General features: G+C 41.6%; 13 protein-coding genes. 10 read left to right on the forward strand and 3 right to left on the reverse strand.

Features of this window, described 5'->3' with window-relative positions:
• Positions 1-470: 470 nt before the first annotated feature.
• Both HMPREF9145_RS11320 and HMPREF9145_RS11325 read right to left on the reverse strand, forming a co-directional pair.
• Complete coding sequence (locus tag HMPREF9145_RS11320; RefSeq protein WP_021826529.1) at positions 471-3,008, reverse strand: ATP-dependent Clp protease ATP-binding subunit; 2,538 nt, start codon at positions 3,006-3,008, stop codon at positions 471-473.
• A 697-nt stretch (positions 3,009-3,705) separates the two neighbouring features.
• Complete coding sequence (locus HMPREF9145_RS11325) at positions 3,706-5,829, reverse strand: Tex family protein (protein WP_021826580.1); 2,124 nt, start codon at positions 5,827-5,829, stop codon at positions 3,706-3,708.
• A gap of 109 nt (positions 5,830-5,938) precedes the next feature.
• Here HMPREF9145_RS11325 and HMPREF9145_RS11330 point away from each other — a divergent pair, with 109 nt between their 5' ends.
• The 6 genes from HMPREF9145_RS11330 (at position 5,939) to HMPREF9145_RS11355 (ending at position 15,672) form a co-directional block, all read left to right on the forward strand.
• Positions 5,939-7,882, forward strand: coding sequence for an ABC-F family ATP-binding cassette domain-containing protein (locus tag HMPREF9145_RS11330; protein WP_021826461.1), 1,944 nt, complete (start codon positions 5,939-5,941; stop codon positions 7,880-7,882).
• 18 nt (positions 7,883-7,900) lie between these two features.
• Entirely contained in the window at positions 7,901-9,934 is a 2,034-nt protein-coding gene (locus HMPREF9145_RS11335; RefSeq protein ID WP_021826445.1) for a M13 family metallopeptidase, read from the forward strand.
• A gap of 673 nt (positions 9,935-10,607) precedes the next feature.
• Positions 10,608-11,816, forward strand: a complete 1,209-nt coding sequence (locus HMPREF9145_RS11340) for an MFS transporter (protein WP_021826460.1) — start codon at positions 10,608-10,610, stop codon at positions 11,814-11,816.
• 30 nt (positions 11,817-11,846) lie between these two features.
• Positions 11,847-12,764, forward strand: coding sequence for a homoserine O-acetyltransferase MetA (metA, locus tag HMPREF9145_RS11345; RefSeq protein WP_021826413.1), 918 nt, complete (start codon positions 11,847-11,849; stop codon positions 12,762-12,764).
• The gene (locus HMPREF9145_RS11350; protein WP_021826514.1) at positions 12,765-14,639 is read left to right on the forward strand and encodes a peptidase U32 family protein; all 1,875 of its coding nucleotides are present in this window, start codon (positions 12,765-12,767) and stop codon (positions 14,637-14,639) included.
• 85 nt (positions 14,640-14,724) lie between these two features.
• Positions 14,725-15,672, forward strand: coding sequence for a hypothetical protein (locus HMPREF9145_RS11355; protein WP_021826434.1), 948 nt, complete (start codon positions 14,725-14,727; stop codon positions 15,670-15,672).
• A gap of 97 nt (positions 15,673-15,769) precedes the next feature.
• On the opposite strand, the gene HMPREF9145_RS12535 is transcribed toward HMPREF9145_RS11355, so the two are convergent.
• Positions 15,770-16,309 carry a hypothetical protein gene (locus HMPREF9145_RS12535; protein ID WP_021826554.1) on the reverse strand — a complete coding sequence of 180 codons (540 nt, stop codon included), beginning with the start codon at positions 16,307-16,309 and terminating at the stop codon, positions 15,770-15,772.
• Between the two features lie 56 nt (positions 16,310-16,365).
• Between HMPREF9145_RS12535 and HMPREF9145_RS11365 the strand changes: the two genes are divergently transcribed.
• The 4 genes from HMPREF9145_RS11365 (at position 16,366) to HMPREF9145_RS11380 (ending at position 24,744) form a co-directional block, all read left to right on the forward strand.
• Positions 16,366-17,862 carry a xylulokinase gene (locus HMPREF9145_RS11365; RefSeq protein ID WP_021826430.1) on the forward strand — a complete coding sequence of 499 codons (1,497 nt, stop codon included), beginning with the start codon at positions 16,366-16,368 and terminating at the stop codon, positions 17,860-17,862.
• Positions 17,863-18,372: 510 nt separating this feature from the next.
• On the forward strand, positions 18,373-21,657 hold the full coding sequence (locus tag HMPREF9145_RS11370) for a SusC/RagA family TonB-linked outer membrane protein (RefSeq protein ID WP_231369797.1): 3,285 nt from the start codon (positions 18,373-18,375) through the stop codon (positions 21,655-21,657).
• An 18-nt stretch (positions 21,658-21,675) separates the two neighbouring features.
• A complete protein-coding gene (locus HMPREF9145_RS11375; protein WP_021826569.1) occupies positions 21,676-23,433 on the forward strand; it encodes a RagB/SusD family nutrient uptake outer membrane protein in 1,758 nt (585 codons plus the stop codon).
• Between the two features lie 27 nt (positions 23,434-23,460).
• Entirely contained in the window at positions 23,461-24,744 is a 1,284-nt protein-coding gene (locus HMPREF9145_RS11380; protein WP_021826488.1) for a glycan-binding surface protein, read from the forward strand.
• The last annotated feature ends 44 nt before the right edge of the window (positions 24,745-24,788 follow it).

Here is a 24,788-nt window from a genome sequence, read left to right on the forward strand (position 1 = left end):
ACATACAACGTATGTAACACCAAATGGAGAATTTTCGTGCTACATACAACGTATCTAACACCAAAAAGAGGATTTTCATGTAAGATACGATGTATCTAACACCAAAAAGAGGATTTTCGCGTAAGATACGATGTATCTAACACCAAATGGAAGATTTTCGCGTAAGATACGATGTATCTAACACCAAATAGAAGATTTTCGTGTTAGATACAATGTATGTAGCACTAAAAACGAAAAAATCATGCTTCTGAGTGACTCCGAAGGGGGCAAAAAAAGAAAAGAGAACGAAAAAAAGAGGCTATCGACGGATAGAATCATTTCTCGTTCTCTTTTAATGTCTTATAAATTGTATTCTTAGAAAAATTTATTTCTTCTGCAATTTATATTCTTTGATATTCTTATGAGTTACCTCATGACTAAGTTTTACTTTCAAGGGCTTATGTACGTTTATTCTTTGTCCCTGTCGGTTATCATTTGAATTGCAGCTCATCTTTATTGGGAATCTTGCTCACCGCAATGGTATCCCCTTCATGAAACTCATCCGACAGCAGTTTTTCGCATACACCATCTTCGATATAATTCTGTATGGCGCGCTTTAATGGGCGTGCACCGAATTGGACATCATAACCCTTTGTTGCCACAAACTCTTTTGCACTGTCTGTGATTGTCAGCTGATAGCCCAGCGATTCAATTCGTTTATAGAGCCCTTTTAGTTCGATATCTATAATCTTCTTTATTGCTTCAAGATCAAGTTGATCAAAAGTGATAATCTCATCTAAACGATTCAAGAACTCGGGAGCAAATTGTTTGCTGAGACTTTTCTGAATGATGCTGCGCGCATATTCTTTATCTTTGTCATTAAGACTTATCCCCGTGTTTCCTCCTGCGTTGAAGCCCACACCATGACCAAACTCTTTCAGTTGTCTTGTTCCTGCGTTTGAAGTCATGATAATCACGGTGTTTCTGAAATCAACTAATCTTCCATTACCATCCGTCAGACGCCCTTCATCGAGCACTTGGAGTAGCATGTTGAAGATGTTACCATGAGCTTTCTCAATCTCGTCAAGCAAAATGATAGAGTAGGGATGTCTGCGCACCTTTTCAGTGAGCTGTCCTCCTTCTTCATAGCCTACGTATCCGGGAGGTGCACCAACGAGTCGTGAAGTATTGAAACTTTCTGAATATTCGCTCATGTCCACACGAATCAGGGCGTCATCCGAGCCAAACATATATTCAGCGAGCTTCTTTGCAAGATATGTTTTGCCTACACCTGTTGGCCCTAAGAACATGAATACACCAATTGGGTGGTTGGGGTCTTTGATGCCAACTCGGTTTCTTTGAATGGCCTTTACCATCTTTTCAATTGCATTGTCTTGGGCAATCACCTGCGCTTTCAGCACATCTCCCATGTTTCTCAGCCTTACATTTTCGGCTTCAGCAATGCGTTGTACGGGAACACCAGCCATCATCGAGACAACTTCTGCAACCTCATCTTCGGTGATCGTTTGTCGCGTAGTGTTGTCATCTGAAGTCCATTGGCGATTCAGTTCATCGATTTGTCGTTCTAAATTGGTTTGACGATCACGATAGGCAGCGGCAAGTTCAAAGTCTTGATTCTTCACTGCTTGCTGCTTTTTCTGTATTGTTTGCTCCAATTCCTTTTGCTTTTCAACCAATTCTTCTGGCATTTCGGCATGCTGAAGATGTACACGTGACCCCACTTCATCTAAGGCATCTATGGCTTTATCAGGGAAATAGCGATCAGAAATATAGCGTTCTGTCAATTTGACACAAGCTTTCAGCGCCTCATCTGTATAGTTTACATGATGATGAAGCTCATATCTATCTTTGATATTATGTAGAATTGTCAGCGTTTCTTCAGCCGTTGTAGGTTCTACCATGACCTTTTGAAAGCGTCTTTCTAACGCTCCATCTTTCTCAATACTCTTGCGATATTCATCGATTGTCGTTGCCCCTATACACTGAATCACACCTCTTGCCAAAGCCGGCTTCATGATATTGGCGGCATCCATGCTTCCGGGAGTGCTTCCTGCACCAATCATTGTGTGAATTTCGTCAATGAAAACAATGATATCGGGATTCTTTTCAAGTTCGTTTATCAATGAACGAATGCGCTCTTCAAATTGTCCTCTGTATTTTGTTCCAGCAACAATCGCCGTTAAATCAAGATTAACCACGCGTTTGTTGAAAAGAACAGGTGACGTCTTATGCTGCACAATAAGTTGTGCCAAGCCTTCAACAATCGCACTCTTTCCAACTCCTGGCTCACCGATGAGAATAGGATTATTCTTCTTTCTGCGGCAAAGAATCTCTGTGACACGCTGAATTTCCTTTTCTCTTCCAACCACTTTGTCAAGCTTTCCCTCGGCAGCAGCCTTGGTTAAATCCGTTGAAAAGTTGTCGAGAACGGGTGTACCTTTTTTCTGATTGCCATTGACAGTCTTTGTGGTTGCATTGTTTTTGCCACCTCCGTTTTGGGATATCGCCTCCTCTTCTTCCTCTTCTTCGTCGGGCATACCAAAGCTGTCAGAAGGTTTTGCATTGCTGCTTTTCTGAGTTTTCAGATAAGTAAGCGTATCTTCATACGTCATGTGATTTCCTTCTAAAACTTCTTTCGCACCATTATTCACTTGGTCGTGCAGAATGGCCAATATCAAATGTTGAACATCAACCATTTGCGTGTGTTGTATACGAGCCTCAAGAACAGCAAGCTTTAGAATGTTGCTGGCCTGCTCATTGAGTACAAGCTCCGAGTCAATGATGACTTCTGTGATAACATCTTGCCTAACTTTGTCTTCCAATTCATTTTTAACATCATCGAGATTGATATTCATTCGTTGGAAAAGCAGATGAAGCAAACTGTCTTTTTCGCGTAGTATGCCAAGCACAAGATGCTCTGGTCCTACCGAACGACTGGCAAGTCGGTTGGCTTCTTCTCTGCTATAAGCCAATATTTCTGATACTTTTGGGGAAAACTGACTCGTCATATATAATGTCTCCTATTTTAGTTCGTGATTGATTTATACTTATAAAAATAGCTTTTATCATTGAAGTTTGCAAACGTTATGCCAAAAAATATCTTTGCTGTTCAATCTTTCTCTTTTTTCATCTATATTGGTGCATTTCATATCATCATTTAATTCCTTTTTCTGTTTGCATCAAATCATCATGTAAAATGCAAGAGAATGTAGTCTTGTTTGCATCATTTTGTGTAATCAATTGACGCTAATGGTGAACTACATTAAAGGGATAGCTTTTATGTTAACACTATCATAGCATTCAAATAGAAATAAAAAAGCCAGCTGGAATGAACCAGCCGGCTTTAGTTTTATTATGTTTCTTGCTTTTATGCACAAGTATAACCTCTTCCATTTAACATGGCCTCACCATAGTGCTTCATTGATCTCTTGTATGCTTTTACAATCTTTGCGATAGCTCTCTTCATAATGTTCATTAAATTTTCCATCTCTTTTACTTTTTAAATTCTACTTAAACTAAACATCTAAAGCGTTTATCCAACGCTTGTTATCCTTATTTTTGTGCAAAGTTAATACTAAATTTATTTGGCAGCAAGAGATTGGTCATCGAAAGTATTGATTCTAAGTGATTTCTTGACGAATATCAACTTATTATCAATCAAGGGATAAAGCAATGATAATGAGAACTAAATGATGTTGTTTTCTTCTATTTCTTTTGATTCCGCATGGATAGTGCGATACGCTGACGCTTATGGTCTATCTCAATCACTCGTACGAAAACATGTTCGTGGAGCTTTACTATTTCATTGGGATCTTTTATGAATTTATCGGCCAATTGAGATATATGAACAAGACCATCCTGATGAACGCCGATATCAATAAAGGCCCCAAAGTTTGTGATATTTGTCACTATGCCCGGTAGTTCCATTCCAACAGAGAGGTCTTCTATTGTGTGAACGCGCTCATCAAAACGGAATTCTTCAAGCTGACTACGAGGATCAAGTCCGGGCTTTTCAAGCTCTTTAAGGATATCATTGAGGGTAGGCATTCCAACTTCTGATGTGACAAATCGAGACAATTCAATCTTTTTTAGCTTGTCAGGGCAGCCAATGAGGTCACTCACTGCACAATGTTGTTCTTTTGCCATGGCTTCAACAAGGGGATAACGCTCAGGATGCACGGCTGAATTATCAAGCGGATTGTGCGCTTTTGGGATGCGAAGGAAACCTGCACATTGCTGAAAAGCTGCATCGCCAAGACGGGAAACACGTTTTAATTGATTGCGCGAAGTGAAGGCACCATGCTCTTTTCGGTATTCAACAATATTCTTTGCAAGCGACATTCCGAGCCCGCTGACGTAGGCAAGCAAGTGGATAGATGCTGTGTTAAGATTAACTCCAACTTGATTTACACAACTTTCTACGGTTCTGTCAAGAGCTTGTTTTAACAAGGTTTGATTCACATCGTGTTGATATTGCCCTACGCCGATACTCTTGGCATCTATTTTTACGAGCTCGGCTAATGGGTCCATAAGTCGGCGTCCAATAGAAATTGCGCCACGAACCGTAAGATCAAGTTGAGGAAATTCTTTGCGTGCGTTCTCTGAAGCCGAATAGATGGAAGCCCCATCTTCACTGACTACATAAACAGGAATACCTTCTAATCGACGAAGAATGTCTGTTGTCTCGCGACTTGCTGTACCATTCCCCACAGCAACAGCCTCTATATGATATTGTTGTGTGAGTGTATGAAAATCGGCGAGTGCATCATGTTGAACTTTGTTTCCAAGTGTATAAATGACTGAATGATACAGTAAGTTTCCCTGTTCATCAAGACAAACCACCTTGCATCCCGTGCGAATGCCTGGATCAACAGCCATAACGCGCTTCTGACCCAAAGGAGATGCTAAGAGCAACTGACGGAGATTTTCTGTAAATACATGAATTGCTTCTTTGTCAGCGGCCTCTTTACTGGAGTTAGCAAATTCTGTTTCAACAGATGGTTTGATAAGTCTTTTATAGGCATCTATGCACGCTTCGCCGACAAGTTGTTGACATTTGCCATATCCATGGATATATTTCTTTTGTATTTGGTCCGTGCATTGTTTCTCTTCTACATCGATACTAACTTTCAAGTAACCCGCTTTCTCACCGCGACGTATAGCTAACAGGCGATGACTGCAGCACCGTTTAAGTGGCTCAGTAAAATCAAAATAGTCAGAAAACTTTTGTGCTTCTTCTTCGTCTCGTTTGCTTTTGACGACTTTTGAGGTTATCATTGCCTCACGTTTGAAGACATTTCTCACTTTTTGTCTGATGATTTCGTCTTCACTAATGACTTCTGCAATGATATCCATTGCGCCAGACAAGGCCTCTTCTGCGGTCTTTATATTACCTTTTATATAATAGTTGGCTACCTGCTCTGGTTGTCGTTCGCGTTGAAGAAGAATGATTTGAGCCAATGGTTCGAGTCCATTTTCACGTGCTACCTGTGCTTTTGTTCTGCGTTTAGGTTTGAATGGCAGATAGATATCTTCGAGTTCGGCAGCATCCCATGTTGCTTCAATCTTCTGTTTCAAGGCAGGTGTGAGTTTCTCTTGTGCCTCAATAGTCTTGCAGATGGTTTGCTTTCGTTTTTCAAGCTCCTTCATTTTCTCGGCTTGTTCGCTGATAGCTGCAATCTGCACTTCATCAAGTGAGCCTGTACGTTCTTTGCGATAGCGTGCAATAAAAGGGATTGTGAAACCCTCGTCAAGTAGTTCTATGGTGTCTTTTACCTGCTTTTCAGTTAATGATAAGCCTTTTGCTATGATTTGATATTCGTGGTTCATGTTAATAATCGTTGGCAGACAAAGGTACTACTATTATTAAATAAATAGAAATTATTTTTGTAATTTTATTATATTGCCTACCTTTGTATGCGCGAAATTATAAAAGAAGATGATATCAGTAGAAGGTTTAAAGGTTGAATTTGGTGTGAAACCGTTGTTCACCGATGTTAGTTTTGTGGTGAACGACCGTGATAGAATAGCACTTGTAGGGAAGAATGGCGCAGGAAAGTCAACAATGTTGAAGATACTTTGTGGTCTTCAACAACCCACGAGTGGAATGGTTTCTGTTCCAAATGATGTCACTATAGGCTATTTACCCCAGGTGATGAAACTGCAGGATGATACTACGGTGCGTGAAGAGACACGCAAAGCTTTTGCCGACAACACAAAAATTGCGGCTCGGTTGAAGAAAATGGAGCAGGAGATGGCCGACAGAACAGACTATGAAAGTGATAGTTATAGCAAGCTCGTTGAACAGTTTTCGCAAGAGCATGAGCGTTACATGATGATGGGAGGTGAGAACTATGAGGCTGAGATTGAACGCACTTTAACTGGGTTAGGCTTTACTCGTGACGACTTCGAACGCCCCACAAAAGAGTTCTCTGGAGGTTGGCGCATGCGTATAGAACTTGCCAAAATACTATTAAAAAAGCCTGATGTGCTCTTGTTAGATGAGCCAACTAACCACTTGGATATAGAGAGTATACAATGGCTTGAGCAATTTTTGGTGCAGAGCTCAAGTGCAGTTGTGTTGGTAAGTCACGACCGAGCTTTTATCAATAACGTGACAAACAGAACGTTAGAGATTGTGTGTGGCCATGTAGAAGACTATAAAGTAAAGTATAACGAATATTTAGTGTTGCGTAAAGAACGACGCGAACAACAGCTTCGTGCCTATGAGAACCAGCAGAAAGAAATTGCAGACACAAAGGCTTTTATAGAGAGATTCCGCTATCAAGCGACGAAGGCCGTGCAAGTACAACAACGCATTCGTCAGTTAGAGAAGATAGTTCCGATTGAAGTAGATGAGGTAGATAACAGTGCAATGCATCTGAAATTTCCTCCTTGTTTGCGTAGTGGCGATTATCCAGTTATATGTGATGATTTACGGAAAGATTATGGTTCGCATACTGTTTTCGACCATGTCACATTAACAATAAAGCGTGGTGAGAAGGTGGCTTTTGTCGGTAAAAACGGTGAAGGAAAGTCTACACTTGTGAAATGTATTATGGGTGAGATTCCTTATACAGGCAAACTGAAGATTGGACACAATGTGCAGATTGGATATTTTGCTCAAAATCAGGCACAACTTCTTGATGACTCTATCAGCATATATGACACAATTGATCAAGTCGCAACAGGCGATATGCGATTAAAAATCAATGATCTTCTTGGTGCATTCATGTTTGGAGGAGAGATTGCAGAGAAGAAAGTAAAGTTTCTTAGCGGTGGAGAACGTAGTCGACTATCCATGATTAAGCTTTTGCTTGAGCCTGTAAACTTACTGATTTTGGATGAGCCAACCAACCATCTTGATTTGCCTTCAAAGGATGTTTTGAAAGAAGCTATCAAGGCGTTTGATGGAACAGCCATCATCGTTAGCCATGACCGTGAATTCTTAGATGGTTTAGTTGACAAGGTTTATGAGTTTGGAGGTGGCAAGGTTGTTGAGCATTTGGGAGGCATCTATGATTATTTGCGTGCGCGCAATGCTTCAACCATCCAGGAAGCAATCGACAACAAGACTGACAAAGTGACGCAAACAAGTGCTCCGAGTGAAAGTAACGCTGATAGCAAACAGAGTTATTTAGAGCGCAAAGAATGGCAGAAGAAACTCAATAAAGCTGAAAAAGCAGTGAAGGAATGTGAGAATCGTATTGCCAAGATGGAGCAACGAATAAAAGAACTTGATGCGCTTTTGGCCGATCCTAAGAACGCTTCGAATATGGAACTTGTTACAGAGTACACCACGATTAAGCAGAATTTAGATGAAGAAAACGACCAATGGTTCATGCTTTCTGAATCATTGTCTGAACTTAAAAATAAGGTTTAACAACAAAAACATATTAATATGAAAATGAAAAAAATCATTCCGATGATGATGATGGCAGCCGTTCCTGTTGCAGGAGTTGCTCAAAATCAATCAGGACTTTACGAAAAGAACTTTGATCGTTCAGTTCGTCCGCAAGATGATTTCTACCAGTTTGCTACTGGTGGATGGCAGAAAAACAATCCTCTTCCAGCCGCTTATAGCCGATTTGGAAGTTTTGACCAGTTGCAAGAAGACAACAACAAGCGTATCAATACCATTCTTAGTGAGTTGCAGAAAAAGCAGTATAAGAATGGAACGATTGAGCAAAAGCTTTCTGATTTTTATAAGTTGGCTCTTGATGTTGATAGAAGAAATAAGGACGGGATTGCGCCTGTTAAGAATCTCTTAGATGAAATTGAAGGAGCGAAGAGCGTAAAGGCACTCCGTGACCTGCAATTGAAGTATGCGGCACAAGGCTATGGTGTGCAGTTCAGCTCAGGCTTTGGCGCAGATGAGAAGGATGTTAAAAACAACATTCTAAACATCTATCAAAGTGGTCTTACGCTTGGACAAAAGGATTATTATCTGAATAACGACTCGGCAACTGTTGCCATTCGTGATGCTTATAAGAAGTATATCAAGCAAATGTTTGTACTTTACGGATTCAATGAAGCCGAAGCACAAAAAAGGAGTGACGAGGTGTTTCGTCAGGAAACTTTGATTGCTTTGATTTCTAAAAGTATGACCGAGTTGCGCGATCCTCAGGCAAATTACAATAAGATGACATTGGCTGAGGTGAAAGAAAATTATCCAAACATCCCAATCGAGCAGCTTGCTAATGCAGAAGGAATTAAGTCTTCTTACATTCAGAAGATGATTGTTGGTCAGCCTGCTTTTATGACAGGACTTGACAAACTGATGTCACTTCAGACTGCTGATGATATCAAGGCTCTCATGGAGTGGGATGTTATTTGTAGCAGCGCAAACTATTTGACTGATGCTATCCGCGAAGCAAACTTTGATTTCTTTGGCAAAACCATGAGTGGACGAAAAGAAGACTATCCTCTTTGGAAGCGTGCTACGAATCAGGTTGAGGCTCAAATGGGAGAAGCTTTGGGTCGTATCTATGCAAAACGCTATTTCCCCGAATCATCTAAGAAGATGATGATGGATCTCGTTAAGAATCTACAAGTGAGTCTTGGTCAGCGTATTGATGCACAAACATGGATGAGCGATTCTACCAAAGCCAATGCACATGCAAAGCTTAATCGCTTTTATGTGAAAGTGGGCTATCCTAATAAATGGACTGATTATAGCCGTTTGACAATCGACCCAAAGAAGAGTTTCTATGACAATGTAATGGCATGCCGAAAGTTTGCGCACGATAAAGAAATTGCAGATAAAGCGGGTAAGCCTGTTGATAGAGACGAGTGGGGAATGACTCCGCAAACGGTAAATGCTTATTATAACCCAACAACCAACGAAATCTGTTTCCCTGCAGGTATTCTCCAATATCCTTTCTTCGATCCTAAGGCTGACAAGGCTTTCAACTATGGTGCAATCGGTGTTGTCATTGGTCATGAGATGACTCACGGCTTTGATGATCAAGGTCGTCAATATGATGCTGATGGAAACATGAAAGATTGGTGGACAGCCAATGATGCTAAGGGCTTTGATAAGCGAGCTAAGCTCTATTCTGATTATTTCGATGGCATTGAAGTGCTGCCAGGACTGCATGCTAATGGCAAATTCACATTAGGTGAGAATCTTGCTGACCACGGAGGTCTTCAAGTAGCCTACAATGCCTTTTTGAATGCTACAGCCAAGAAGCCTTTGAAAGATAAAGACGGCTTTACTCCTGCTCAGCGTTTCTTCTTGGCTTATGCTGGCGTTTGGGGACAAAACATCACTGACAAAGAGATTCGTAATCGTGTAAAACGCGACCCACACTCATTGGGCAAGTGGCGCGTTGATGGTGCTCTGCCTCATATTGATGCTTTCTATAAAGCATGGAATGTGAAAAAGGGTGATAAGATGTATTTGCCAGAAAGCGAGCGCTTGCAGCTTTGGTAATACGCACTCACAATTGATTTGAATAAAGAGGAGAAAGGTTCATCTGCTTTAGATGGCCTTTCTCCTCTTCTTTTTCGTCTTTCCGCGCCACGCGGAAGCACGAAAAAACGAATTTTAGTTTTTCCGCGCCACGCGGAAGCACGAAAAAACGAATTTTAGTCTTTCCGCGTCACGCGGAAGCATGAAAAAACGAATTTTGGTCTTTCCGCGCCACGCGGAAGCACGAAAAAACGAATTTTAGTCTTTCCGCGCCGCGCGGAAGCATGAAAAAACGAATTTTGGCCTTTCCGCGTCACGCGGAAGCACGAAAAAACGAATTTTGGTCTTTCCGCGCCACGCGGAAGCATGAAAAAATGCTTTTTGGCCTTTCCGCGCCACGCGGAAGCATGAAAAATTGCTTTTAGGTCTTTCCGCGCCACGCAATTACTACTTTTCTATTCTTTTCGCCTTGAAATATTGATAAAATTTGAGATGAGTGTATTAAAGAATATTTCTATACGCCGTTTGTTCTTATTTTTTTCGTATCTTTGCTTCGTCTTGTTTGAGAACAACTTAATAATTATTGCAACACAAGTTAAGCTTGTTTTTTGATTAGACTAAACAGAAATGCAGCTTTGTTGTTGCCTAAAATATTATGAGAACTTTAACCAAAATTGTGTTGCAAATGTAATTTATGAAAGAACAAAAGAACTTTCTTATTCCTATGGCGTTTATAGGATTAATGTTTTTCACTTGTGGATTTGCCTTGGGCATCAACTCGTTGTTGGTTCCAGTGCTTAAAGTGTCGTTGCAGGTAACTTCGATGAAGGCCTACATGCTTATTGGAGCTACATTTTTGCCATTCCTTATCTTTGGCTATCCCGCAGGAATGTTGATTAGCAAAATAGGTTATAAGCATACGATGGCATCGGCTTTTGCAATGTTTTCTCTTGCTTTTGCCGTATTTATTCTGTCAGCAAAAGAAGAAAGTTTTATTTTATTCTTGGTTGCCTCGTTTGCTTGTGGTGCAGCAAATACATTCTTACAGGCCGCTATTAATCCTTATGTAACGATATTAGGTCCTACGGAAAGTGCTGCTCGACGCATTTCTATCATGGGCATGATTAATAAATTAGCTTGGCCTGTGTCGCCACTATTCATTGCATTTGTTGTCGGTAATTCAGATCATATCGCAGTAGCCGACCTAACAAAGCCATTTGCTGTCATTATCGGGCTCTTTGTTCTGTTGGGCGTTATTTCTTTCTTTGCGCCGCTGCCAGAAGTTAAGGCGGTTGGTGAGGATAACAAAGAAGAGGATGCTGAAAGCCAAAAGGTGTCAGCTTATGCCAACAGCAAACATTCTATCTTCCAGTTTCCACATTTGGTTCTTGGCTCTTTGGCAATCTTCTTTTATGTTGGTGCAGAAACCATTGTGTTGGGAACTTTGATTGATTATGCAAATGAATTAGGTCTTAGCCATCCAGAAAACTATTCGTGGATAGCGCCAATCTGTATTAGTGTTGGATATCTCTCAGGTATTATTTTTATTCCAAAGTATCTCTCACAAACCCGTGCGTTGCAAATTTGTTCATTGGTTGCTTTGGCTGGAACAGCCCTCGTTGTATTCTTGCCAGGAACATTGAGCATCTATTGCATCGGTATCATGGCTTTAGGTTGCTCATTGATGTGGCCAGCTTTTTGGCCATTAGCGTTGATGGATTTAGGAAAGTTTACCAAAGAAGGCTCTTCGCTGCTTACCATGGGCCTTATCGGTGGTGCGGTGATTACTGTTTTGTTTGGTTTACTCAAAGATATTGCAGGCATTCAATTGGCGTATAGCATTTGCTTGGTAAGTTTCGCTTACATCGTGTTCTATGCCTTCAAAGGTTACAAACTGCGTTAAATCTCTTTGCAGTATTAATGAATTGATAAAATGCCATTAAGATTACCCGATAGACTCCCCGCAATTGACATTCTCAAAGGAGAAAATATCTTTGTTATGGACGAAACACGTGCCCATAATCAAGAAATCAGGCCTTTGAGGATTGTCATTCTCAATCTTATGCCACTTAAGATTACGACAGAGACCGATTTGATTCGTCTTCTCTCAAACACTCCATTACAAATGGATATCTGTTTCATGAAATTGCAAAGTCACACGCCGAAGAATACTCCTGTAGAGCACATGATGATGTTCTACAAGTCTTTTGAAGAACTTTCTTCTCAGAAGTTTGACGGCATGATTATAACAGGTGCGCCGATAGAGAATATGGATTACGAAGCTGTTGAATATTGGGAGGAGATTCAGGCTATTTTCAATTGGTCGCGTACCCACGTCACAAGTACAATGTTTTTGTGTTGGGGAGCAATGGCTGGACTTTATCATTTCTATGGAATTCCAAAATATCCACTACCCAAAAAGATGTTTGGCATTTTTCAGCAGCAGACACTAAATCCTGCTCTTCCGATATTCAGAGGTTTCGACGACACGTTCTTTATGCCACAGAGTAGGCATACGGAGGTGAGAAAGGAAGACATTTTAGCGCATAAAGAGTTGGAAATTATCGCCGAGTCACCTGAAAGTGGAGTGAGTATTGTCATGGCGAGGGGCGGACGAGAATTTTTCATTACTGGCCATTTAGAATATGCGCCTGACACGCTTGACCGCGAATATAAGCGCGATAAAGGTAAGCGTGACGACGTGGATGTTCCCGTAAACTATTATATGAACAACAATCCAGCTAAACCGCCTATTGTCACTTGGCGCGCGCATGCCAATCTATTTTACAGCAATTGGATAAATTATTATGTTTACCAAGAGACTCCTTACAACATTGATGAAATCAAATAGATGCAGAAATTAGAACTTTTGGCTCCGGCGAAAAACCTTGAATGTGGCATGACAGCAATTTCTCATGGTGCTGATGCCGTATATATTGGTGCCTCACGCTTTGGCGCACGGGCGGCTGCGGGCAATTCTCTCGACGACATACAGCAACTCTGTGAATATGCGCATCAGTTCGGCGCGCGAGTTTATGTGACTATAAACACGATTATCTATGAAGATGAACTCGCTGCCACCAAAGAAATGCTTGAGGCGTTGAACACAATTGGTGTGGATGCGCTTCTGGTGCAAGATATGGGCATCTTAGAACTGATTGAACACTGGGACGCGAAAGTTCCATTCAGAATGGAGCTACACGCATCGACTCAAACAGATAATCGTACAGCTGAGAAGGTAAGGTGGTTGCAGGAGGTGGGATTTAAGCGCGCTGTCTTAGCACGTGAACTTTCTGCTCGCGAGATTGCCAGAATCCACCACGCTGTGCCTGAAATGGATCTGGAAGTGTTTGTCCATGGCGCATTGTGCGTGAGTTACTCCGGCGTTTGTTACGCTTCGCAACATTGCTTTCATCGTAGTGCGAATAGAGGCGAATGTGCGCAGTTTTGTCGAATGAAATTTGATTTACTCGACAGCAATCAACATGAAGTTGAACATCAACGCCATCTTTTGTCCATGCGCGACATGTGTCAGCTTGAACATTTACAGGAACTTGCAGAAAGCGGTGCTTGTTCATTCAAAATCGAAGGGCGATTGAAAGACGTTGAATACGTTAAGAATGTTGTCAGCGCATACAATAAAGAACTGAACAAGATTGTAAACTCCCACTCTGATTTATATTCACGCGCGTCTTATGGCAGGGTAGATTACGCCTTCGAACCTGATCTCAGAAAGACTTTCAACCGAGGTTTTACCACATATTTCCTAAATGGACATCAGTCTAACATTGCGAACTTCGACACTCCGAAGGCTATGGGTGAATACGTTGGAAAAGTCAAAGAAATTCGTGGAAACTCCTTTAATGTCTTAGGAACGGCCGCGTTTGAAAATGGCGACGGACTTTGTTTCATCAATGATGCGCACGAACTTGAGGGCTTTCGCATCAATAAGGCCGAAGGAAACAGACTTTATCCGCTGAAACTCCCCAAGAGATTAAGGCCGGGAACGGCGCTTTATCGAAACAACGATGTGGCTTTCTCTCGGCTGCTGGCTAACGTCACAGCCAAGCGCAGGCTGCAGCTCGCCATGCGTTTCGGTGCAACAGCCGACGGCTTTTATCTTTGTGCCTCAATCCACGAAGCAGAAATCAAGGCCACTGCAAACATTGTGTTTGAGCACCAGGCAGCACGTCAGTCGCAGCGGGAGAATATCATCAAGCAACTTGCAAAATTGGGGAATACTATCTTTGAATGCCAAGAAATCAAGATAGAAAATCACGCTGACGAATATTTTGTCCCCTCCAGCTTGTTAGCTGAGCTGCGCAGGACAGCAGTGGACCAGCTTGAAAGTCAGTTGAAGCAAGCAAAGCAAACTGCGCCTGAAGCAAATGTTCACAACCAACCTTCTTCCAACGTTGAAAACATCGTTCCGAAGGCCTATAAAGCACATTCCTACCTTTATAACATTTCAAATCATCTGTCAAAGCAGTTTTACAAGACTCACGGACTCACTTCTGTTCAGCCTGCCCTCGAATTGTCTGCTTCGGCCAATCCATTAGTCATGCAATGCCGCCATTGCATTCGATTTGCCTTAGGTTTTTGTGAGAAACGAGGCGGAAAGCGACCAACGTGGGATGAACCTCTCTTCCTGAGACTTGGGGACGGCCGTCGCTTCCGGTTGGAATTCGACTGCAAGGAATGTCAGATGAATATCTACGCTGAATAATCAAAATCATTGTCAAATGAATCATTATATAAAAGAGTTTCGCATCTATTTTCTTAGCTGTCTCTATGGGATAGCGGTTTTTTTCATGATGACCTCATGTTATCATCAGAAACCAAAGACACACGACGCCGTGGTCAATTATAGTGCAAAACAAATTGATTCTTTGTCATTTCAAGCCAAACATCATTACACAAACAACTATAACTTTATAGTCAAGGCCGATTCTTTCGCTTTAATCCGCCAGCAACCTGAAGAAGTGTCGGCATTACTGCCCATCGACACGATTTATATTCACAAACACGATCATCTTGTGGTTGCAGATATTCGCACTGTGCCCTCCGACTCAATAGACTCCATTTGGGTGCAGGTTGCTCGTGACCAACACACGTTTGGCTGGCAGCGTGAGTCGGTTTTGTTGTCAAAAGTAGTGCCTGATGATCCTATCTCTCAGTTTATCTCCACTTTTTCAGACATTCATGTATTAATCTCCTTGATTATCGTCGCCTTGATTTTCGCCGGATATGTTATCCGCAAGTTGATGCGCAAAAATGCCCACCTCGTTCATTTTCGCGACATAGATTCGTTCTATCCCACGCTGTTGGCAATCATTGTTGCAACGGCAGCGACATTCTATGCCAGCATTCAGAATTTCGCCCCCGATGTATGGCGACATTTTTACTTCCATCCGACGTTAAACCCTTGTTCGGTTCCACCGCTGCTCTCCATCTTCCTTTCGTCGGTGTGGGCGATGCTCATCGTTGGAATTGCCGCCGTAGATGACACCTTCCATAAGCTGCCAGCAGGCGAGGCCGTGCTTTACATCTGCGGATTGGTCGGCGTGTGTGCCGTTGACTATATTGTTTTCAGCATCCTTTCACTCTATTACATTGGCTATTTGTTGTTAGTGGCCTATGTCTTCTTTGCCCTCTATCGCTATGCTACAAAAAACCGCACAACCTTCATTTGCGGAAATTGTGGCCATGCACTGCGGCGTAAAGGCCGCTGTCCTTATTGCGGTGCATGGAATCATTAATAATAGGGGAGAATGGGCCTTCGTTTTGCATAGAATCCAACGCCACGCATCAGCATAATGCGCTTTTCTGATTAAAATCATCGGTAAAAGTTCGCTTTTATCTTAAAAACTGATGATTGTCCTTAGTTCCTGAGCAGAATTTCGCGAAATCTGATGATTGTACCCCGTTCCTGAGCAGAATTTCGTGAAATCTGATAATTGTACCCTGTTCCTGAGCAGAATTTCGCGGAAAACTGCAATTGTCCCCGGGTGTTTTATCAGAATCACACGATTTTTGTTCATTTACCCCGGGTGTTTTATCAGAATCACGCGATTTTTGTTCATTTACCCCGGGTGTTTTGTCAGAATCACGCGATTTTTGTTCATTGTCCCCGGGTGTTTTATCAGAATCACGCGATTTTCGGTCATTTACCCCGGGTGTTTTGTCAGAATCACGCGATTTTTGTTCATTTACCCCGGGTGTTTTATACAAAATTGGCAAATTCTGCTTATTTACCCCGGGTATTTTGCAGAAAAACAGCAATTTCTGACCATTTACCCCGGGTGTTTGAGCAGAAACATCATGATTTCTGGTTTCCAACAAGCGTATAAAATGTAAAACGTTCTCAATTTTGTGTCTAAACTTGAGTTTTTTCATTACTTTTGCTATCGTATATATAATATAAGGTGAACAACAAATCAAATTTTAATTCCATGAGTAAAAAATTTTTGTTAGGACTTGATATTGGGAGCAGTTCTGTTAAAGCTTCATTGGTCGATGTTGAGTCTGGGAGCGTGGCTGCATCGGCATTCTATCCGAAGTGCGAAGCGAGCATCATCGCTGTAAAAACCGGGTGGGCAGAACAGGAACCGCAGATGTGGTGGGACAATCTTAAATTGGCGGTGAAGGCAGTGATGGCTGAGGCGCAGATTGACGGCGAGCATATTTCAGCCATCGGCATTTCTTATCAGATGCACGGCCTCGTTTGTGTAGATAAATCACAAAAAGTGTTGCGCCCAAGCATTATTTGGTGTGATTCGCGTGCAATTCCGTATGGCGACCGAGCTTTTAAGTCACTCGGAGAGACACGCTGCTTAACTCATTTGCTCAATTCGCCCGGTAACTTTACGGCTGCCAAATTGGCATGGGTGAAAGACAACGAGCCTGCTATTTTTGAACAGATTGACAAGATTATGCTCCCCGGCGATTATATTGCCATGAAATTAAGTGGCGAAATTCAAACCACCATCAGTGGCTTGTCAGAAGGAATGATGTGGGACTTCAAAACGAAAAAATCTGCCAATTTCCTGCTGGATTATTTCGGATTTAGTGAAGAATTACTGCCTAAACTTGTGCCGACCTTCGCCCTTCAGAGTGAGGTGTCGAAAGAAGCCGGTTTAGAATTAGGATTGAAGGCTGGTACGCCAATAAGCTATCGTGCCGGAGACCAACCCAACAACGCGGTGAGCTTAAACGTGTTTAATCCCGGAGAAATAGCCAGTACGGCGGGCACTTCTGGAGTGGTTTATGGAGTTTTGGGCGCTGTGAACTATGATGCAAAGAGCCGCGTTAACACCTTTGCTCATGCCAACTATACAACAGCGGAAGATCGTCTCGGTGTGTTGCTGTGTATCAATGGAACTGGGATTTTGAACGCCTGGATGCATCGGAATGTCACCCCCAATGTGAGCTATGCAGAAATGAACGAAATGGCGTCGAAAATCCCTGTCGGAAGTGATGGCGTGACTATTATCCCCTTTGGCAATGGAGCCGAACGTGTGCTTGAGAATCAGGCTGTGGGTTGCTCGGTGCATGGGTTGGATTTTAACAAACATTCTCAAGCCCACCTGTTGCGGGCAGCTCAAGAAGGCATCGTTTTTAGTTTTTGCTATGGGATGGAAGTCATGCAGGAAATGGGGATGGAAATCAACAAGATTCACGCAGGAAATGCGAACATGTTTCTGAGTCCTTTGTTTCGCGAAACGTTGGCCAATGTCAGTGGGGCCTCAATCGAGCTCTTCGAAACCGATGGTAGCATAGGGGCTGCCAAGGGAGCAGGGTTGGGAGCCGGAATTTATCAAAATAGGGATGAGGCATTCTCGACATTAAAGAGATTGGCAGTCATAGAAGCTGATTTTAATAGTCGTGAGCAGTATTTGGAAGCCTATTCTCGTTGGAAACAGAAGCTGAAACAGGTTCAGGAGTCTTAGGCTGCCTGGTAACATGGAGCGAAATGCAGAAGGAGGTGTCTTTGTGGACATCTCCTTTTGTATTAATGTTATTTTGCATCAAATTCTGATAGTGTATAGCAGTTTCTAATGCAAAAAGAGTTTGGTTTTGACTATTTTCGCAAAAAGATTTGCAGCCTCAAACTTAAGCTGCAGTTTTGCTTGAATCTTTTTGTAGAACGACATTGTGGGCTGATGAGCATTTGACGCCGATATTTAGAATTTGATAAAAAACTGCTTGTTGTCAACATAGTATCAGTATATAATAAAAAAACATTGTTTGTTTCATAAGATAATGTTTATCTTTGCACCAGATTCATTCTCAAATGGAATGACATTAATCAAATTACCTAAATGATATGCGAAAAAACACAGGCCGAAAAGCAGCTGTGTTTGGAAGCAGATAAAAACCAATTACGAAACATGTGACTGAAGGCTGAAAATGCTCAGCAACAGAAGTCTCAAAGCAGAAAACAATCTAACCCAATACCCATGGATTTAAATAACAGTAAAACGACATTACTTGTTGGATGTCTGACGCTGACAATGCTCAGTTATTCTCCACAAGTAGGGGCTACAGGGGGGAACACCGTGTATGCCGTGACACAGCAAGCCCGGAAAATTACGGGAAAAGTAACCGATGGTAAAGATGCGATTATTGGCGCAACAGTTAAACAAAAAGGTACGAATAACGCAACAATTACCGATTTAGATGGTAATTTTACGCTTTCAGTTCCACAGGGCTGCACGCTTGAAGTGTCTTATATCGGTTATGCGTCGAAAGACGTTAAGATCTCTGCTCAAAATTCTTATGTGATCACTTTGTCAGAAGACAATGCAACGCTCAACGAAGTGGTTGTCGTTGGCTATGGGTCGATGAAGAAAAGTGATGTCTCAGGTGCATCTGTTACGATGGATGAGAAGAAATTGCGTGGTTCTATCGTCACCTCCCTTGACCAAACATTGCAAGGACGTGCGGCGGGGGTTACTGCTGTAAGTACTTCTGGAGCGCCGGGCACTTCGACGAGTATCCGCGTTCGTGGCCAAGCAACCATCAATGCAAACGCCGAACCTCTCTATGTAATTGATGGCGTTATCGTGCAGGGTAGTGGTTCAAGTGGGGCTTCGTTTGGTTTAGGCGATGCTTTAGGTAATGGTAAGGTGTCAACAATCTCCCCACTTTCTACGATAAATCCAAACGATATCGTTTCAATGGAAATCTTGAAAGATGCTTCTGCCACCGCAATCTACGGTGCTCAAGGCGCAAATGGTGTGGTATTAATCACCACACGACGTGGCAAAGCGGGCGAAGCGAAGTTTACTTACGACGGAATGATGGCAGTAAGTCGTCAAAACCGCCGATTAGATGTGATGGATTTGCGCGAATTTGCAGATTACTACAATGACTTCGTGACAACAGGTCAAATTAATTCGTCAACTGCAGATCCTCATTTCGCAGACCCCTCTTTGCTTGGTAAAGGTACAAATTGGCAAGATGCTATCTTCAGAACAGCGTTAATGCATTCACATCAGATTGCAGCACAGGGCGGTTCTGATAAAGTTCAGTATTATGTTTCGGCAAATTATATGAACCAACAAGGTACGATTATCGGAAGTAATTTCGATCGATTGGGCATGCGCGTAAACTTGGATGCAAAGCTGAAATCATGGCTCAAATTAGGTTTGAGTGCAAACTTCTCGACGACACACGATGATCTTAAGCTCGCAGATAGTGATGCCGGAATCATTAACTATTCGCTAACAACGCCGCCTGATATTCCTATTTATAATATAGATGGCAGCTACTCGTCGGTATCAAAAGAAGGTTTTACAAATCCAAATCCTATAGCTATGGCGATGTTGAACCAAATTAAATTGGATCGTCGTAAGCTAAATGGTAACTTTTTCTTTGAAATTACTCCAATCAAAAACTTAGTCTGGCATGCAGAGTTAGGTTATGATTTAAGTGAGAATCGTGGCCGCCGTTTCCTGCCAACAGTTGATCTCGGCAGCTGGAAGCGTAAAATAAACGCAGCGTCTGTACAAAAAGGAACGGGAACGTTTTGGCAATTAAAGAACTATGTAACTTACTCTAATTCGATTGGTAAACATAATTTCTCGGCTATGCTTGGCCAAGAGATGTGGGAAAGTACATATGATAATAATCGAACGGAAAATACTAACCTCCCATCTAACGCAGTAAACAATCCTGCTTTAGGTACAGGAACGCCTGCAATTCAAGTTGGTTTTGGCAGTTCGGCCATGTCATCTGTCTTTACACGACTAACTTATGCCTTCAATGATCGCTACAATGCAACGTACACCTATCGTTATGATGGAAGTTCAAACTTTGGTCCTAATAAACGGTGGGCTGGATTCCATTCATTCGCAGCTTCGTGGAGATTTACGAATGAGAGTTTCTTCCAGAAATCCGTCCTTAGTAAATATGTCAGCAATGGAAAGTTGAGAGCTGGTTGGGGACAAACAGGTAACTCTGCAATTGGTTCATATAAATGGGGAACGCTCATGAAAGCGATGCCTACTTTGTTAGGAAAGTCCTATCGTCCTGATAATATTCCTAATCTTGATATACAATGGGAGAGCCAAGAACAATGGAATATTGGACTTGACTTAGGTTTGCTAAATGAACGTGTTAATATAACATTGGATTGGTATCGCAAAGAGTCTAAGGATATGCTTATGCCACTTCAACTACCTTCTTATATGGGAACATCTGGCAATGTGTCTTCTGTTCTTGCTCCTCCCTATGGAAATTATGGCACAATCCGCAATACCGGTGTTGAACTTACGGTAAATACTCATCCTATAACTGGTCGTTTCCAATGGGATTCTGAATTCCAAATTTCATGGAACAAGAATAAATTAGTTGCTCTCTCGGGCACAAAGAATGCAGCAATTGTTGGATATGGACAATGGAGTGATGTGATTAGTGTTTCAAATGTAGGCGAATCTCTTTATGGTTTCTATGGTTTTGTTACAGATGGGGTATATAAAGATTTAAAAGACCTTGAGCTTTCACCAAAGACTTCAAAATATCCTGCTGACGGGAAAAGTTTCGAACGCAATACAACTCCTTGGGTTGGAGACTTGAAATTTAAGGATATTAGTGGCCCAGATGGTAAGCCTGATGGTAAAATTGATGATTATGATAAGACAAATATTGGTTCTCCTATGCCCAAATTCACATTTGGTTGGACTAATACCTTCCGTTATAAGAACTTCGATTTAAATATCTTCATTAATGGAACTTATGGCAATAAGGTCTATAATTACATGAAAATGAAACTTACTCACATGAATACACTATGGAGTAATCAATTAAAAGATGTGACAGGAAGGGCTCGTTTAGAAGCTATTGATCCGTCAAAGACCTATGCCGCAGGTAATTATTGGTACACGGATATTAGCAATGTACGTGTGGCCAACCCTGGAACGAGTATCCCACGCGCAACAATTACAGACCCAAATGATAATGATGTTATTAGTGATAGGTATATAGAAGATGGTTCATATATCCGTTTCAAAAATATAGCTTTAGGTTATACATTGCCTAAGAAGTGGATATCGAAGTGGGGTTTTGAAAATATTCGTGTATCAATGAATATCCAAAACCTGTTCACTATAACCAAATATGATGGTTATGACCCAGAAATTGGAGCAAGTACTGCCGATATTAATGGATATACTTATGGTGTAGACAATGGTCGTTATCCTTCTCCTACGACTTATTCCTTTGGTTTGAATCTTACATTCTAACATAAAATCTATATTACAATGAAGCATATTAAATATCTATATATTGCATTCGCCTTTACAAGTGCAATCCTCACAACATCTTGTGGTGACTTTTTAGATAGGCCAGCTGAGGACTCTTACAATGCAGGTAATTTCTACAAAGATGATAGTCAATGTGTACAAGGGGTCAATTATCTATATAATTCTCCATGGTATGACTTTCAAAGAGGCTTTATAAAGGTAGGAGAGGTGATGTCTGGAAACTATTACTGGGGCTCAAGTCCATATATGACACTAACTGTTAATAGTACAGATGCCGACTTGATGAATATGTCTAACTCTCTTTGGGCAGTCATAGGACATGCTAATACGGTGTATAATTACCTTAAAAATGCCTCAGCTTCACAGTCGGTAAAGAATCAATGTATGGGAGAGTGTCTTGCTTGGAAAGCTATGGCTTATTTCTTTCTCGTGCGGTCTTTTGGAGATGTGCCAATTGTTCATGACAACTCAACGATGTTAGCAGATGGTTCATATAGCAATGTCAGTCGAGTTCAGAAGTCTGATGTATATGACTATATCATTATGACATTGGAAAAGGCGATGGAGCTTTTGCCTAAGTCTGGTAACCCTGGTCGTATAGATTATTATTCAGCAGAAGGTCTGCTTGCAAAAGTGTACCTTTATAAAAGTGGTGTGAATGCAAATGGTCATGGACAACGTAATTCTGACGACCTCAATAAAGCTGCTTCATACGCTAAAGATGTAATTGAACATAGCGGACGCACTTTAATGGCGAATTATTCTGATGTTTTCCGTTTGCAGAATGCACTGAATCGTGAGTGTCTTTTCTCTTGGCTTTGGACTGCAGATACCAGTATTTGGACAGTACAGAATACGCTTCAGAGTGATCTTGCAATGCAAGGTTTTGATGAGTTTGGTGACTGTTGGGGCGGATATAGTGGACCTTCTGTCGACTTACAGGAAGCCTTTGGTGTCTCACCATTAGATGATCCTGCAACAAGAACAGATGTAGATGAGCGTCGTAAAGCAACCATGATGATGGCAGGTGACTTCTACGATTACTTCTGGGAAGACAAAACAGATGAACAGGGACGTAAAGGCTTTAATTTCTTACAATTCCTTTACGATAGTAATGGTTATGGTTCAGGTGGTCCTGGGACATTACAAAGTGCGACAGGTGTTAATAGTGTGAAGCATCTTTATGGCGATGCTTACGATCATAAGACACATGCTGTAGATGGAATCTCTGCGTCTAACATGCATAGTAGCTTGGCTACTCCTGTATTACGACTCTCAGATGTTTATCTTGTCTATGCAGAGGCTGTGATTGGAAATAATAATAGTACCACGGATGCAAGTGCAATAGATGCTTTCTACAAAGTACGCAGCCGCGCTATTAAATCAGCTGCGCGCCCAACATCTATCACTTGGAATGATGTTTGGAAAGAACGCCGGCTTGAATTAGCTATGGAAGGTGACCGATGGTATGACTTTGTGCGTCGCAGTTATTATGATATGAGTGGTGCTATCAATGAGTTGAAACAGCAAAAACGAGGAGCTTATTATGGACTTAATACGCTATATAAGAACTATTATGAGAGTAAGTCGTGGAATGTAGATGCTTCAACAATGCATTATGCTACAGAAACACTGGCTCCTAATGTGTCAGAGCAGACATTTACTTTGCCATTCCCAAGTCAAGATGTAGTGTTTAATGGAAATCTTCAAAAGACTCCTGTACATGTTGACGTTCGTTCAACTTACGCTTATTAAATATATAACATTTAAAATTATACGGACATGAAACGTTCCAAGAATTTACATATCGCGTTGGTAGCCTTAACAAGCCTTGCCACAATGGGCTTTACGGGATGTAAAGACCAACCTGATGAATATAAATCAACAAGTGGAAAGCCTGAAGTTCAATATATTCGACTACCTCAAAGTGCAGATTCTATTATCACAAAGAGTTATCTCCAGAAGACAATATGCTTGGTTGGAAAGAACCTTCGCAGTATACATAAGATCTTGTTCAATGATCAGCAGGCTGTGTTGAATACAAGTTTTATCACTGATAACACGTTATTAGTTGATATCCCTAAGAACATTCCATCAGCTGTAACGGATAAGATTTATATGATTAATGGTGCTGGTGATACAACAACTTATGATTTCCATGTCATTGTTCCGCCACCAGTTGTTTCGTCAATGAGCTGTGAATACGCTGCGGCGGGTGATGAAGTGACGGTTACAGGAGATTACTTAATACAAGACCCCTATAAGCCTTTACAGGTTACATTCAACGACGGGGAGTTGCCTGTAACTGAGATTAAATCGATTAGTAAAAACAGTTTAACCTTTATCGTGCCTGTAGGAGCAACATCTGGACGGGTGTATGTGGAGAGTGTTTATGGTAAAAGTAAGTCTCAATTCGTTTATAAAGACACGCGAAACATATTATTTGACTTCGATGGTTCACATGGTGGACTAACTGCAGGGCATGGATGGCGTCCCGGACGCATACGTAATAATGGCATAGATGGAAGCTATCTTTATCTTGGAGGAGCTAATATGTTAGGAAAAGTAGGTGCCACTTGGGATGAAGATGACTTTGCAATGAACTATTGGCCCGAGCCTTCTGCAGGCTTCCCTGAATTATCTTCTATCACAAGTTTTAAAGAGTTACTCGACACTTGCGATATCAATGATATGGCTTTGAAGTTTGAGTGTCGTGTACCAGCTTCTTCTCCATGGAGTGCTTCTGCTTTACAGATGATTTTTACAGGGAACAATAATGTTACTTTTCAAACTGCAAATAGCCAATATTACAATGCAGATATTCCACGAGGCTTATGGTTGCCATGGCAGAACTCTGGTTCTTTTTATACTGGAAGCCATTGGACTACAGTTACAATTCCACTTTCTGCTTTCAATAAGACTTATGAAGGACAAGCTGCAGGAAAGACAATTACGAAAGATATGCTGACAGGTTTTACTTTCTTCTTATGGAGTGGTGGTATAGAAGGAACTGATTGTACTCCCGAATTGGATATAGATAATGTCAGAGTTGTACCAATCAAATAGCTAACTCCTCTGTAATGGAATAAGATAAGCTTGGAATACATCTA

Source organism: Segatella salivae F0493, assembly GCF_000477535.1.
Classification (GTDB): Bacteria; Bacteroidota; Bacteroidia; order Bacteroidales; family Bacteroidaceae; genus Prevotella; species Prevotella salivae.

Bases quoted from the DNA above. Each gene is read 5' to 3' on its own strand.
- HMPREF9145_RS11320 (WP_021826529.1), bottom strand. From the start codon at position 3,008: ATGACGAGTCAGTTTTCCCCAAAAGTATCAGAAATATTGGCTTATAGC.
- HMPREF9145_RS11335 (WP_021826445.1), top strand. From the start codon at position 7,901: ATGAAAATGAAAAAAATCATTCCGATGATGATGATGGCAGCCGTTCCT.
- HMPREF9145_RS11355 (WP_021826434.1), top strand. From the start codon at position 14,725: ATGATGACCTCATGTTATCATCAGAAACCAAAGACACACGACGCCGTG.
- HMPREF9145_RS11370 (WP_231369797.1), top strand. From the start codon at position 18,373: ATGGATTTAAATAACAGTAAAACGACATTACTTGTTGGATGTCTGACG.
- HMPREF9145_RS11340 (WP_021826460.1), top strand. From the start codon at position 10,608: ATGAAAGAACAAAAGAACTTTCTTATTCCTATGGCGTTTATAGGATTA.
- HMPREF9145_RS12535 (WP_021826554.1), bottom strand. From the start codon at position 16,309: ATGAAAAAACTCAAGTTTAGACACAAAATTGAGAACGTTTTACATTTT.
- HMPREF9145_RS11350 (WP_021826514.1), top strand. From the start codon at position 12,765: ATGCAGAAATTAGAACTTTTGGCTCCGGCGAAAAACCTTGAATGTGGC.
- metA (WP_021826413.1), top strand. From the start codon at position 11,847: ATGCCATTAAGATTACCCGATAGACTCCCCGCAATTGACATTCTCAAA.
- HMPREF9145_RS11330 (WP_021826461.1), top strand. From the start codon at position 5,939: ATGATATCAGTAGAAGGTTTAAAGGTTGAATTTGGTGTGAAACCGTTG.
- HMPREF9145_RS11365 (WP_021826430.1), top strand. From the start codon at position 16,366: ATGAGTAAAAAATTTTTGTTAGGACTTGATATTGGGAGCAGTTCTGTT.
- HMPREF9145_RS11375 (WP_021826569.1), top strand. From the start codon at position 21,676: ATGAAGCATATTAAATATCTATATATTGCATTCGCCTTTACAAGTGCA.
- HMPREF9145_RS11325 (WP_021826580.1), bottom strand. From the start codon at position 5,829: ATGAACCACGAATATCAAATCATAGCAAAAGGCTTATCATTAACTGAA.
- HMPREF9145_RS11380 (WP_021826488.1), top strand. From the start codon at position 23,461: ATGAAACGTTCCAAGAATTTACATATCGCGTTGGTAGCCTTAACAAGC.